Below are 13895 nucleotides of genomic sequence, written 5' to 3'. Positions count from 1 at the left end.
GAGAATTTAAACTCATCGGAACAAAAATAAAATAAGGCGCAATATGATTTAGCTTATATTCTATCTAACTGAAATTGCACCTAGAATGAAAACTGACCTAACTATTACAATACACATGGAAAATTAAACGATACGCAATATAAAACATGATTACACCAACTAAACAATCCAAAATCACCCACATTCTTTTATGTTTAAATAATGAAGTAAGTAATCTAGCACCATAACCAATACTAAAAAACCAGATAAATGAAACACACGCAGCACCAATTAGAAAAGCAATTTTTTGTTCACTGCTTAACGTTCCAGCAATACCGCCAACAATCACTACAGTATCTAAATATACATGTGGATTAAGTAAAGTAACGGCTAACGTTGCCAATATTACTTTGATAAAACTGCTTTTATTAGAGTCTTGTGATTGGAGTTGTATACTACTTGTTCCCTTAATTGCACTTTTAAACGCCCCAAAACCATACCAAATTAAAAAAAGTGCACCTAATATTGCTAATACATTCGTGATTAAGGGATTACTACTAATAAATGTGCCTACTCCTAGGATTCCAATTGACATCAATACAAAATCACAAATAAAACAGATCCCCGATACATAAAATATATGATTTCGTAATAAACCTTGTTTGAGAACAAATAAGTTTTGTGCACCGATGGCAATAATTAAACTGGCTGAAATTAATGCCCCTCTTAATATTTCTGATATCATTTTGTTAAAATATTGAGTTAAAATGGACAAGCATTATCGTATAATAAATATGATTGATCAATAGTTCAAAATATTTCAATGAGATAATTAATATTTCTCTTTTTTAAACCAAATTAATTGGGCTTTATTTTTATTAAAATAAAGAATTATCAAACCAACTGCTAACCAAACAATACCTACAATTTTTGCGTAATTATCAATGTGTAATAGTACTGGCAAAAGTACAAGGATACCGACAATAGGTATCAAAACATCCAAAATCCATGAAAGCCCTCCTTTGGAAGCTTTTTTGAATCTAAAATAACCAATGACTGAAGTGTGTAACATAATAAATGCTGTTAAGGCTCCAATATCAACAAATGAGACTAGAATCTGCAATCCTTTAGCACTATTAGCGGCTATAATTACTAAGCATAAATTAAATAGAGCTGCAAATAAGATTGCCATTATCGGAACACCACTTTTCTGACTTATTTTTGCAAAAAATAAGGGTAAACGCTTATCGCGTCCCATGCTGAATAAAAGACGGCTTGCAGCAGCCTGTCCAACCATTGCAGCAAATGAAGCTCCTACAGCTTTCATTAAACTTAATGACCATCCTAACCATAAATTAATTTCTTGATTGACAATATTATAATAAGCTTTGCCTTGTAATTTGGGATGACTACGTAAATATTCAGCATCATAAGGAGAAAGTAAGGATACAACGTAAATCTGTATTACAAATAGACAACCAGCTAAAATTAAACAACTAATAATAGCCTTACTAACTAAATTGCGTTGACCACTATTCTCTTCTGAGAAAGTGGCAATAGCGTCAAATCCCAAATAAGATAAAACAGCAATAGATACGGCACTAAACAGATGACTCCAAGTAAATGCAGACCCACCAATGAAAGGTTTTAACCATTCTCGGCTAAGATCACTTGTTACTATGATCCAAATACCAACAAATAACACCGCAAGCAGTACTACGATTTCAAGCAATAAAATCAGTAAGGTAATTTTGGCTGATTTTTTAACCCCAATTAAATTTAATGTGGTAGTTAATACTAGCGCTAAACAAGTCCATATCCATACGGGCACTTCTGGTATCAAAGCATTAAGCGATATACCACTAAATAAGTAAGCAACGGCTGGGATAAACATATAATCAAGAAGTAACAACCAACCAACTAAAAAACCTACATTTTGATGAATGCCTAGAGAACAATAAGCATAAACGGCTCCCGCATGAGGTAAAGCATTCGCCATTCTAGCATATGAATAAGCGGTAAATGCCATCACTAAAGTGGCAACAATATAAACTGAAGCAATGGCACCATCACTCACCGCATCTAAAACACCAAATAATCCTACTGGTGCCGCTGGACCAATAAAAAGCAATCCCAAAATAACCATATCTCGAAATTGCATATTTTTACTTAGCTGTTGCATAATCATTCCTTTGTAACAATCTATCAATAGGATAAAATGTTAAATGATTACTGTTAAACTCACTAAGATCAGCTAGTTATTAAATTATAATTTTTTGTTATAAGAAAAGGGTTATTCATGTGCTCTTATTTCATAAGTATATGACATTTTTGCTGTTTTACCTAACATAATAGAGGCACTGCAATATTTTTCGGAAGCAAGTTTTATCGCATATTCAATGGTTTCGTTATCTACCTTAACACCAGTAATTACAATATGAAAATTAATTTTGGTATACACTTTTGGTGAAGATTCTGCTTGAGCTTTATCAATTTCAATCCAAAGATCCCGCACATCCTTTTTTTTATTTTTTAATATAGCAATAATATCATAAGCCATACATCCAGCAGCACCATGCAATAAAAGTTCCATAGGGCGGGGACCACGATTACGTCCGCCATGCTCAATCCCACCATCCATCACTAACGAATGACCACTTGCGGTCTCGCCTAAAAAACCAAAATCATCAATCCACTTTAAACGATCTTTCATTATTCACTCCTTTCAATTTAAATTTATTTTAAAACTTTTTAAATTTAAGTTAGATAACATAAGCTTTTTTGAAACATTCTGTCATCTTTTGCTTATTATTTTATTAACCTATTGAAAAAAAAGGTTTAACTATATTACTAATAGAATTATTGATACATATTTTAAACAACTCGGATAGAATAACCAAATTATTTGCAACAAGAATGAAAATGATGACTATCATTGAGCTAGCAATGATTATCATCTAAATATTAAATAGACAGTTTGATGGCTTTATTTCACCTTAAAGATAAATATGCAATTGTTAAGTTTGTTATCTTTCTTATTATCAGAGCTAGGAATGATTGGCTTGCAAGAGTATTTAGCATTGGTAGGAGGAATCATTGATTATACTTGCATTCATTTTAATCTCGAGCATTTCAATTTTGGTAACCATTATAAGTAGCATATCGCTATAGCTTTATTATATTTCTGTAATCCTAAGCCTAATTACCATACCGATATAATATATGCAGTAGTTATAATATTTGATTACAGGGAAGTTTAGTGAGTCTCAACCAGTATATAAAAACAATAAATAGATTTGTTAAAATTATTTAGGAGTCTATACCGTTTCAATTCAAAACTAAAAAATAGATCGCAATTGCGACCTTTTAATTAAATGATGAAACACGTTATGGTCTTATCGTGCCTCTTTCACTGCTAAACCTAATTGCCATACTGCCATAGCATAATGCGTACTGTGGTTATAACGTGTGATGACATAGAAGTTTGACAAACCATACCAATATTGATAACTATCGCCCATATCCAACCGTAATAAACTGACCTTATTATGACCATCTAATGAACTTTTCGGCTTCAGTCCTAATTTAGCTAATGCTGCAACAGAATATTTTGTACTAAATCCAGTATCAAGTGATGGCGCTTGCCCTTCGGCAATAACTGCTACTTTTCTACCACGTTGCCAACCATGTGCTTTAAAATAGTTAGCCACACTACCAATTGCATCAACAGGATCCCACAGATCAATGTGGCCATCATTGTTAAAATCGATAGCGTGATTTCTGAACGCTGATGGCATAAATTGACCATATCCCATTGCTCCAGCAAACGATCCAGTTAGGTCAAATGGGTCAACACTCTCATCACGGCACATAACTAAGAAATGTTCTAATTCACCTAAAAAATATTGTGATCGTCTTGGATAATAAAAAGCCAGCGTTGAAAGTGCATCAATGATTTTGGTTTTACCCATCACTCGTCCCCAACCAGTTTCAACGCCAATGATGCCCACAATTATTTCAGGTGGTACACCATATTTGTTATATGCTTGTTGTAACTCTTTTTCGTAAATATTCCAAAATTCTACGCCACGAGGTAAATTACTCGGCGTGATGAATTTGTTTTTGTAACGGATCCATGCACCATTAGGCCCTGTAGAAGGGCTCAATTTTGGTGCCTGCTTATCCATTAAATTAATTACCCAGTCAAGTTTGTTAGTTTGTGAAAGCACTTCGCGTAATTGCTTACGATTAAAACCATATTTGTTGACCATTCTCGTAATAAAATTTTCTTGATCAATTGCCAATAGTTCATTGTTGGTTTTTGGCGCATTATGTTCTTTTTCTAAATAGACACCACCTTCGACGCTAGGATGTCCGCGATGTTCTTGCATTGGCGATATTGAAGATTTCTCACTACTACAAGCTGCAAGCAACAATACTATATTAACTAGAATAATGATTCGCTGCATATAAAACCTATATTTTATGTAATTAAAAAATCGACGACATCTTAAATTACTTATTGTTTTTCAACAATATTTGGACAATATTTCCCTTCAGAAATTTGTTTGATATTATTTAAAGTTGTCTCCGAAATATTCAACAACGCTTCTTGAGTTAAAAAAGCCTGATGTCCAGTAAAAATAACGTTATGACATGAGGATAATCGTCGAAATACGTCATCTAAAATGACATCATTTGATTTATCTTCAAAAAATAGGTCTCGTTCGTTTTCATAGACATCCATACCTAAAGCACCAATTTTGGTTTGTTTTAATGCATCAATTGCAGCTGTAGCATCTAATAATGCCCCTCGACTGGTATTGATAATCATGACGCCATCTTTCATTTTTTGGAAAGATTCTTTATTTAATAAATGATAGTTTTCAGGTGTCATTGGGCAATGTAAAGTGATGACATCAGATTTAGCATAAAGCTCATCTAATTCGACATATTGTGCACCGAGTTCGACAACCATTTCGTTGGGATATGGGTCATAAGCTAATATATGCATTCCAAAACCTTTTAAGATACGAATCACTGCTTGACCAATTTTACCCGTTCCAATAACGCCTGCAATGCGATTGTGCATATTAAAACCTGTTAATCCATCTAAAGAAAAATTAGCATCGCGTGTGCGTTGATAAGCCTTATGAGTACGACGATTAAGAGTCATCATCAACGCAACTGCATGTTCAGCGACGGCTTCAGGAGAATAAGCAGGGACCCGTACAACGGTAATACCTAATTTTTTAGCTTCAGCAAGATCAACATTATCAAATCCCGCGCAGCGTAATGCTAATATTTTTATGCCATATTCAGCCAATTTGTGTAAAACTTTTTTATCAACTTCGTCATTTACAAATACACAAACTGCATCATAGCCTTGCGCAGTAACGACTGTCTTTTGGCTCAGTTTGTGTTCATAATATTCGATATCGAAACCAAATTTTTTATTAGTGATTTCAAGATGTTCTTTGTCATAATGTTTACTACTGAAAACAGCAATTTTTTTTGGATTTTTCATATTATTACATTCCTCTGAAAGGTGATTAGTTAATCTGTTAATCGGTAGTTTGGTTTATACTTGATTAATAACAGCGTTTTGAAGCATTTTCTTGAATACTTCAAATAAGTGAAGTTTTTATTTCAAGACATCCATTGTCACAGTTTTTCAATTTAGAATCCAGTTTGAAATAATTTGTTTTATCTTGGTTTACAGAATTATTTTTTATAGTTGTATGCTATGATAACATTTTGTAAAAAAACTAACCAATAAAGTTAAATAATGTCTAATGAGCAAAATTCACTTGTAAAAACAATTTTTACCGAAAAGATGCTGATATGTATTTTTACTGGATTTGCATCGGGTTTACCTTTTTATTTATTGTTGCAATTATTACCTGCTTGGCTACAAAGCGAAGGTATCAATATCAAAACGATTGGTGCGTTTTCGTTAACACAATTTCCTTATATTTTGAAATTTGTGTGGGCGCCATTTATGGACAATATCTCGCTTTTCAATATGGGGAGAAGACGAGGATGGATGCTTGCCTCACAAATATTGTTAGTTTTATTTATCATAATTTTAGGTTTTTTTTCACCTACACTACACATTTGGGTAATTGCTTCTATCTGCTTCATTATTGCTCTTTTTTCAGCAACCCAAGATATTGCCCTTGACGCCTTTAAGCGAGAATTATTATCAGATAATGAACAGGGACTTGGCAACAGTATTCATACTAATGCTTATCGTGTTTCGGGTCTAGTGCCTGGTTCACTATCCTTGATTCTGTCCAACTATCTTCCTTGGAACAGTGTTTTTATTATCACTGGGCTTTTTATGTTGCCAGCAATTGTTATGACATTGAAAGTAAAAGAACCCATTAATCAAGTCCCCACAATACATAGCATCGAAGATATCATAATTAAGCCATTTAGTGAATTCATCAATCGTCAAGGTATAAAAAGTGCACTCACGATTTTAGCTTTTATTTTCCTTTATAAATTGGGCGATAGTATGGCAACCTCACTTGCAACTCCTTTTTATTTACAAATGGGTTTTAGCCGTTTAGATATTGGTTGGATTGCTAAAAATGCATCTTTATGGCCAAGTGTATTTGGTGCATTAATGGGCGGAATATTGATGATAAAAATAGGTACTAATCGCGCTCTTTGGTTATTTGGTATTGTGCAAGTTATATCTATTTTAGGATTTGCATGGTTATCTATTGAAGGTCCATTTACTGAAATCACCTACAAAGCTAAATTTTTATTAGCTTTGGTGATTAGCTTTGAAGCGTTAGGCGTTGGGTTAGGATCAGCGGCCTTTGTAGCCTTCATAGCCCAAACGACAAATCCTCTTTATACAGCAACACAATTTGCTTTATTTACAAGCATTGCTTCTATTCCTAGAACATTACTTAATGCCACCACAGGTATTATGGTTAATTATTTAGGATGGACAACCTACTTTAGCTTATGTACGATTCTTGCTATACCAGGTATGTTACTATTATTAAAAGTTGCCCCATGGAATACAAAAAAATAGGAGAGAACATGGATAAATTAACACAAGCCTTATATTTTCGACATGCATGTAAAAAATTTGATGAAACAAAAAAGATTGATTCAGCTGAAATTGAATATATTTTAGATGCAGGTCGCTTATCACCTTCTGCGTTTGGCATTGAACCTTGGCATTTTGTAGTGATTGACAGCCCTAAAATCAAAAGTGAATTATATGAGGTTTGTTACAATCAAGAGCAAGTCACCAGTTGCTCACATTATGTGATTGTACTTTATCGTAAGTCTAACTGTTTTTCGGTACAAAGTGAGTATTTTCGTAACGCTGTTGCCCGAACCTTACCTAACCCTAATGATCAAAATAGTATAGATATAACGTGCCAATCGATCATCAACTTTTATGAAAAAGGTCTAGCTAGTGGCTTAACGCTGAATCATTCGTTAGAAATGCAAGCTTACCTTGCTTGTGCCAATATGCTTACAGCAGCCGCCTATCATAATATTGATTCTTGTGCAATTGGTGGATTTCAACATGATGGAATTATTAAAATTTTAGAAAATCGTATACCTTCATTTAATGGTGAAAATTTTGGTGTAGGGCTATGTTTAGCATTTGGTTATCGAATCAATGAACCAACACCTAAAATACGCTGGCCACTTAAAGATATTACGACTTATCTATCAGAATAATTTTAAAACGTCTGTTGCTTTATGTCTCAAAAATATAAAGCAACGATAATAATTAGATATTTCTTAATTAATTGCTAGCACACTAACATCGTTTGCAACATAGTCTCCTCTGAACTACATGCCCAAGATAAAGTTTCTCATTTACAAACCATTGAGCTTTTATTATTGATCGTTTTATATTTCTTGATGTAATTTATTTATTAAATATCGACTAAAAATGAACGAATAATAAAAAAGATAATCTTTGCAAAATATTTAAATCAATCTTATCGTCTTTACCTATCACTGTAATAATCAATTTTTTTGCACGATAAAGATTGATAATGTTAGACTTTTCAATTATAACTTAAGCAAGTTCTGCTTTTCACAGCCAGAACATAAATAAGGATTAAAAGATGAAAACTAAACATGCACGTTTACTAATACTTGGTTCTGGTCCTGCTGGTTACACTGCAGCTGTTTATGCCGCTCGAGCTAATCTTTCACCAGTATTAATAACGGGAATACAACAAGGTGGTCAACTGACAACTACAACTGAAATTGAAAATTGGCCTGCTGGTGCGCCGGAATTAACTGGGCCTGATTTAATGGTCAAAATGAGAGAGCATGCAGAAAGATTCAATACTGAAATTATTTTAGATCATATCGATCGAGTCGATTTTAGTAGCAAACCTTATAAACTCTATGGCAGCGAAACAGAGTACAGTTGCGATGCATTAATTATTGCTACTGGTGCCTCCGCTCAATATCTTGGCTTACCTTCAGAAGAGGCCTTTAAAAGTAAAGGTGTATCGGCGTGTGCAACTTGTGATGGTTTTTTTTATCGCAATCAAAAAGTTGCCGTAGTTGGAGGCGGTAATACTGCTGTAGAAGAGACGCTTTATTTAGCCAATATTGCCAGTGAAGTACATTTAATACACCGCCGCGATAGCTTTAGAGCAGAAAAAATCTTAATGACTCGTTTGGCTGAAAAAATACAAGAAGGTAAAGTGATTTTGCATACTCATCAAACTGTTGATGAAATATTAGGAGATAATATGGGCGTTACAGGAGTCAGGCTTCGTAGCACTCAACATCCTAATTTAACTGATGATCTTTCTGTTATGGGCGTATTTATTGCTATTGGTCATAAACCCAATACCACTATTTTCGAAGGTCAACTTGAGCTAGAGGGTGGTTACATTAAAGTTCAATCTGGTACGCATGGGAATGCAACCCAAACCAGTATCGAAGGGATTTTTGCCGCAGGAGATGTTATGGATCATATTTATCGCCAAGCGATCACTTCAGCTGGAACTGGATGTATGGCTGCATTAGATGCCGAACATTATTTGGATAATTTAAAATAAACTAAATATATCATCATGTCATTAGATAAAAAACGTCAAACTTATCTACTTGGCTGGTTGAAACAGCATGCAAAAATGCATAAAGCAGATTTGCATGCTTCTGCTTTAACTGGTTTTGCATTGACTTTATTAGTCATTTTGCAAGCTGCTCTCATAGCAATCATTTTACAAAAACTGATTATTGAGCGACAACATTTTGCCAAAATCCTACCTTACTTTGGTTCGCTTATAGTTATTTTATTAGGTCGAGCATTATTAATTTATGTACGCGAAAAGATTAACTTCGCACTAGGAAAAAAAGTACGAAAGCATATTCGCAATAAAGTAATTAATCGACTTGAAGCTTATGGTCCTGCCTATTTAAATCAGAATACTACTGGCGCTTGGAGTACGCTGCTCATTGAGCAAATAGAAAATCTGCACGATTTTTTTGCTCGTTATCTGCCACAAATGCGTTTAGTCGGTATTGTACCAATTTCAATTTGTATCGCTATTTTTCCATTTAACTGGGCAGCAGCCGCTATTTTATTATGTACAGCCCCACTGATTCCTATCTTTATGATTTTAGTAGGTATGGGTGCTGCAGATATCAACCGACGCCATTTTAAAGCATTGGCATATTTGAGCGGTCATTTTTTGGATCGTTTAAAAGGACTTAATACTATTCGTCTATTTAATCAAGGAGAGAAGCAAATTAAGGAAATTGCCCAAGCATCAGAAGACTTTCGCATTAAAACCATGCAAGTGTTAAAAATGGCTTTTTTATCATCTGCTGTGTTGGAATTTTTTACATCAATTTCGATCGCGATTGTAGCAGTCTATTTTGGCTTTTCGTATTTAGGTGAATTTAATTTCGGTTCATATAATGGTACTGTCACCTTATTTTCGGGTTTTTTTGCGTTAATTTTAGCTCCTGAATATTTTCAACCATTGCGTGACTTAGGAACATACTATCATGCTAAAGCCGAAGCCATTGCTGCTGCAGACAATATCGAAGCCTTTTTGAGTAAAGATATCTTATTAAATCAAACTCACCATAATTCCGCTCTAATTCAAATCAATCAACCATTACATACTATTGAAGCAAGTGATTTGATTGTGCTATCTAGCGAAAAACAACACATCGTTGGACCTTTATCATTTACCTTACAGGCACCATTTAAAGTGGCCTTGGTAGGTAAAAGCGGTGAAGGTAAGACTTCATTAATGCAAGTTTTGCTAGGCTTTTTACCTTATCAGGGTTCGTTGAAGATTAATGGTATTGAATTTAATCAATTAGATATCACCAATTGGCAACAGCAAATCAGTTGGATCGGACAGAATCCCTATCTTATTAATGGTTCACTGCGCGAAAATATTTTATTAAGCAAACCGAACGCCTCTGATGATGAGATAGAGGCTATAATTGCTAAAGCCCAATTGACTGGTGTTATTAATAAATTACCTCAAAAACTTGATACCCAAGTAGGCGAAGACGCAGTGCGTTTGTCGGTCGGTCAAGCGCAACGTGTTGCAATAGCTCGTGCAATGTTAAAGCCCTGCCAATTGTTAATTCTCGATGAACCTACAGCAAGCTTAGATAAACAAACTATGCAAAATATTGATCACCAACATATCGCATTAAATACGATTACTATTACCCACCAAACTGATGATATCCACGCGTATGACGAAGTTTGGTTGTTAGCAGACGGTAAGTTAGATTGTGATAGCAAGGAGTATTTGTGTTAGCCATATTACGTCCTTATATAGCACTATATAAACACTATTTTTGGCAGATATTGTGTGGTTTGTCTTTAGCGTTTTTGACCCTTTTTACTAGCGTATTTTTACTGTCTTTATCCGGTTGGTTTTTAGCCTCAACGGCTTTTGTTGGGATTGCAGGCCTGTATACTTTTAACTATATGTTACCCGCAGCGGGAGTGCGAGCGGCGGCAATTACACGCACGGCAGCACGCTATATGGAACGCTTAGTAGATCATAATACAACGTTTAAAATTTTAGCCCATTTAAGAACATTAGCTTTTTGTAAGATTTTGCCACTGAGTGCTAATCAGTTAACTCAATATCAAAGAGCCGATTTACTTAACCGTTTTATTGTTGATATCGATGCACTGGATCATCTTTATCTTAAGCTATTCTCCCCTATTGTAACCGCTTTGATTACTATAGGCGTTATATTTATTATATTAAGTAATATTAATTTACCCATAGCAATGGTTATCACGATTATTCTTACTGCCACTTTATTAGTAGTGCCAGTTATTTTTTATTTAGCAGGAAAAGAATTGGGTAAAAACTTAGCGAAGCAGCAAAGTGAATATCGCTTATTACTCATCAATTATTTACAAGGACAAGCTGAACTTATTCTTTTCAATGCCCAATCGCGCTATCGGAAACAACTCGATGAACTTGAAACAAATTGGCTACATGATCAACAGCGGCAATCCAATTTAATGGCACTTTCCAGTGCATTAGTTTTATTGATTACTGGTTTTTTAACTTTGATGGTAATTTGGTTAATTACTCAATACACGCTTTCTCCTTTAGTAGCTTTATTTGTATTTGTTTGTCTTGCCAGTTCCGAAATTTTAGCACCAATTCCTGGCGCATTTATCTTTTTAGGGCAAGTGTTGGCCTCCGCTTCACGCACAACCGCAATTTTTAATCAAAAACCTGATATTAAATTTGTAAATGAAAACGAAAGTAAAAAAGTCGATTTAAGTTCAGCAACATTACATTTTGAAAACATTAATTTTAGTTATCCCAATCAACCTTTTTCTGTATTAAAAGATTTTTCGTTAATGTTGAATCAAGGTGAGCATATTGGAATAATTGGCAAAACAGGATGCGGTAAATCAACATTATTAAATCTCATTAATCGCACTTGGGAACCCACATCAGGCAATATCTATTTTAATGGCACACCTCTTAATCAATTGGATGAAAAAACCTTAAGACAGGCGATTGCGATGGTACCACAAGTTATTGCAATTTTTAGTGATACCTTAAGGAAAAATTTGTTAATAGGAAATGAACAAGCTACTGAGCAGCAACTTACAGAAGTATTAGAGCAAGTTGGACTTGAAAGATTGCTAAATACAGAGCAAGGTTTAGATTTACAGATTGGTCAAGGTGGTCGCGCTTTATCAGGTGGAGAAATTCGTCGTATCGGTATTGCCAGAGCTTTACTGCATAATTCACCACTTATTTTGATGGATGAACCAACAGAAAGCCTTGATCTACAGACCGAACAACAAATTATTCAGTTGATTAAACACACTTGTAAAAAGAAAACACTCCTTATGGTTACCCATCGCTTAACCGATAATCCATTATTTGATAGAGTGATTTCTCTTAATAATTGAATTAGCGATATAATTTTACTGAAACATATGGTGAACCTAAAACTTCTTGACCAAATATACAAGCTCAATGTTATCTTCACCGTAATTTTTTTAGAAATATGGTATACTGTTGCTTTAATTTTTTATGATAGAGAGATTATTTTGCAACAGTCGTTACAAGATTTTATTATCGATAAAATTGATGATCTGAAAGGTAAAGATATTGTTACCTTAGATGTACGAGGTAAATCAAGTATTACCGATTATATGATTATCTGTACGGGCACTTCAAACCGTCATGTCTCGTCCATTGCCGGACATTTACTCGATGAAGCAAAAAAACATGGTCACCTTGTTTTAGGTAGCGAGGGGAAAAGTGATGCTGATTGGGTAGTGGTTGATATGGATTCGGTAATTGTACATATTATGCAAGAAGAAAGCCGTCAACTTTACGAACTTGAGAAACTTTGGAGCTAGTAGTGTGAAAATACAGCTCATTGCTGTTGGCAACAAAATGCCAAGTTGGGTTACGACCGCTTTTGACGATTATCGTTCGCGCTTCCCTAAAGATATGCCGCTTGAACTTATCGAAATTCCTGCCGGAAAACGAACCAAAAATGCTGATATTGCCCGAATCTTAGACAAAGAGGGCGAACAAATGTTAGCAAGTTGTGGTAAAAGCAACTGCATTATCACGTTAGATATTCCAGGTAAACTTTACACCACACATGATTTAGCTCAACAATTACAACGTTGGAAAAATGATGGTCGTGATGTAAGTTTGCTCATTGGGGGACCGGAAGGCTTATCCCCTGCTTGTAAAGCGGCGGCACAGCAGAGCTGGTCGCTGTCGCCTCTTACACTACCTCATCCTTTAGTACGTGTCATTGTAGCTGAAAGCCTTTACCGAGCATGGAGCTTAACCACTAACCATCCTTATCATCGCGAATAAACAAATTAGGGAAATACCTAAATGAGCTCAATTATTTTAGATATGCAAATTGCTACAGACGAAAACCAAAATTTGCCAACTGAAGAACAAATTATGCAATGGTTAAATGTTATTTTACCGCAATTTATGGATAATGCTGAAATCACTATCCGAATTGTGGATGAACAAGAGAGCCAACAGTTAAATCATACTTACCGCCATAAAGATAAACCCACAAATGTACTCTCATTTCCATTTGAATCTCCGATTGAAATTGATGTGCCACTGTTAGGAGATTTAATCATTTGCAAACAAGTGGTGGAAGCTGAAGCAAAAGAACAACATAAATCGTTAACTTCACATTGGGCACATATGATTGTTCATGGTTGTTTGCATCTACTAGGATATGATCATATTCTTGACGAAGAAGCTGAAGAAATGGAAAATATCGAAATTGATATCATGCAACAGTTAGGATTCAATAATCCGTATCAACTGATTGACGAATAATCTTGTTTAGTTAATATCACCATTGTTCATAACTAAACCGGAAGTAAAATTACTTAAATACAA

13 protein-coding genes are annotated in these 13895 nt (G+C 34.6%); 8 read left to right on the top strand and 5 right to left on the bottom strand.

Features of this window, described 5'->3' with window-relative positions; genetic code table 11:
- Positions 1-97: 97 nt before the first annotated feature.
- From J3U19_RS04745 to J3U19_RS04725, 5 genes are all read right to left on the bottom strand, one after another.
- A complete protein-coding gene (locus tag J3U19_RS04745) occupies positions 98-721 on the bottom strand; it encodes a LysE/ArgO family amino acid transporter (RefSeq protein ID WP_416380279.1) in 624 nt (207 codons plus the stop codon).
- Between the two features lie 90 nt (positions 722-811).
- Positions 812-2161, bottom strand: coding sequence for an APC family permease (locus tag J3U19_RS04740; protein ID WP_267345540.1), 1350 nt, complete (start codon positions 2159-2161; stop codon positions 812-814).
- Between the two features lie 111 nt (positions 2162-2272).
- A complete protein-coding gene (locus tag J3U19_RS04735; protein ID WP_267340640.1) occupies positions 2273-2692 on the bottom strand; it encodes an OsmC family protein in 420 nt (139 codons plus the stop codon).
- Positions 2693-3374: 682 nt separating this feature from the next.
- Positions 3375-4448 (bottom strand): lytic murein transglycosylase B, encoded by a 1074-nt coding sequence (gene mltB / locus J3U19_RS04730; protein ID WP_267345538.1) that lies wholly within the window; start codon positions 4446-4448, stop codon positions 3375-3377.
- A 50-nt stretch (positions 4449-4498) separates the two neighbouring features.
- A complete protein-coding gene (locus J3U19_RS04725; protein ID WP_267345537.1) occupies positions 4499-5506 on the bottom strand; it encodes a 2-hydroxyacid dehydrogenase in 1008 nt (335 codons plus the stop codon).
- A 261-nt stretch (positions 5507-5767) separates the two neighbouring features.
- Between J3U19_RS04725 and J3U19_RS04720 the strand changes: the two genes are divergently transcribed.
- The 8 genes from J3U19_RS04720 to ybeY all read left to right on the top strand — a co-directional run bounded on the left by J3U19_RS04720 (position 5768) and on the right by ybeY (position 13832).
- Positions 5768-7030 (top strand): AmpG family muropeptide MFS transporter, encoded by a 1263-nt coding sequence (locus J3U19_RS04720; RefSeq protein WP_267340644.1) that lies wholly within the window; start codon positions 5768-5770, stop codon positions 7028-7030.
- A gap of 8 nt (positions 7031-7038) precedes the next feature.
- The gene (locus tag J3U19_RS04715; protein WP_267340646.1) at positions 7039-7695 is read left to right on the top strand and encodes an NAD(P)H-dependent oxidoreductase; all 657 of its coding nucleotides are present in this window, start codon (positions 7039-7041) and stop codon (positions 7693-7695) included.
- 395 nt (positions 7696-8090) lie between these two features.
- Positions 8091-9044: a thioredoxin-disulfide reductase gene (trxB, locus tag J3U19_RS04710; protein WP_267340648.1), complete on the top strand. Its 954-nt coding sequence runs from the start codon at positions 8091-8093 to the stop codon at positions 9042-9044.
- A gap of 15 nt (positions 9045-9059) precedes the next feature.
- On the top strand, positions 9060-10775 hold the full coding sequence (cydD, locus tag J3U19_RS04705; protein WP_267340650.1) for a heme ABC transporter permease/ATP-binding protein CydD: 1716 nt from the start codon (positions 9060-9062) through the stop codon (positions 10773-10775).
- The gene (gene cydC, locus J3U19_RS04700) at positions 10769-12412 is read left to right on the top strand and encodes a heme ABC transporter ATP-binding protein/permease CydC (RefSeq protein ID WP_267340652.1); all 1644 of its coding nucleotides are present in this window, start codon (positions 10769-10771) and stop codon (positions 12410-12412) included. The genes cydD and cydC overlap by 7 nt, the downstream gene beginning before the upstream one ends.
- 138 nt (positions 12413-12550) lie before the next feature.
- A complete protein-coding gene (rsfS, locus tag J3U19_RS04695; protein ID WP_267340673.1) occupies positions 12551-12868 on the top strand; it encodes a ribosome silencing factor in 318 nt (105 codons plus the stop codon).
- 4 nt (positions 12869-12872) lie between these two features.
- A complete protein-coding gene (gene rlmH / locus J3U19_RS04690) occupies positions 12873-13343 on the top strand; it encodes a 23S rRNA (pseudouridine(1915)-N(3))-methyltransferase RlmH (protein WP_267345536.1) in 471 nt (156 codons plus the stop codon).
- A gap of 21 nt (positions 13344-13364) precedes the next feature.
- Positions 13365-13832, top strand: a complete 468-nt coding sequence (ybeY, locus tag J3U19_RS04685; protein ID WP_267340654.1) for an rRNA maturation RNase YbeY — start codon at positions 13365-13367, stop codon at positions 13830-13832.
- The last annotated feature ends 63 nt before the right edge of the window (positions 13833-13895 follow it).

The organism is Gilliamella sp. B2828, from assembly GCF_026537125.1.
Taxonomy (GTDB): domain Bacteria; phylum Pseudomonadota; class Gammaproteobacteria; order Enterobacterales; family Orbaceae; genus Gilliamella.
Note: the sequence above shows the minus strand (reverse complement) of the source record. Positions and strands in the feature narration are given on the sequence as shown.

Excerpts from the sequence above, each read along its gene's own strand:
- J3U19_RS04740 (WP_267345540.1), bottom strand. The coding sequence starts at position 2,161 with ATGCAACAGCTAAGTAAAAATATGCAATTTCGAGATATGGTTATTTTG.
- J3U19_RS04735 (WP_267340640.1), bottom strand. The coding sequence starts at position 2,692 with ATGAAAGATCGTTTAAAGTGGATTGATGATTTTGGTTTTTTAGGCGAG.
- mltB (WP_267345538.1), bottom strand. The coding sequence starts at position 4,448 with ATGCAGCGAATCATTATTCTAGTTAATATAGTATTGTTGCTTGCAGCT.
- J3U19_RS04725 (WP_267345537.1), bottom strand. The coding sequence starts at position 5,506 with ATGAAAAATCCAAAAAAAATTGCTGTTTTCAGTAGTAAACATTATGAC.
- J3U19_RS04720 (WP_267340644.1), top strand. The coding sequence starts at position 5,768 with ATGTCTAATGAGCAAAATTCACTTGTAAAAACAATTTTTACCGAAAAG.
- J3U19_RS04715 (WP_267340646.1), top strand. The coding sequence starts at position 7,039 with ATGGATAAATTAACACAAGCCTTATATTTTCGACATGCATGTAAAAAA.
- trxB (WP_267340648.1), top strand. The coding sequence starts at position 8,091 with ATGAAAACTAAACATGCACGTTTACTAATACTTGGTTCTGGTCCTGCT.
- cydD (WP_267340650.1), top strand. The coding sequence starts at position 9,060 with ATGTCATTAGATAAAAAACGTCAAACTTATCTACTTGGCTGGTTGAAA.
- ybeY (WP_267340654.1), top strand. The coding sequence starts at position 13,365 with ATGAGCTCAATTATTTTAGATATGCAAATTGCTACAGACGAAAACCAA.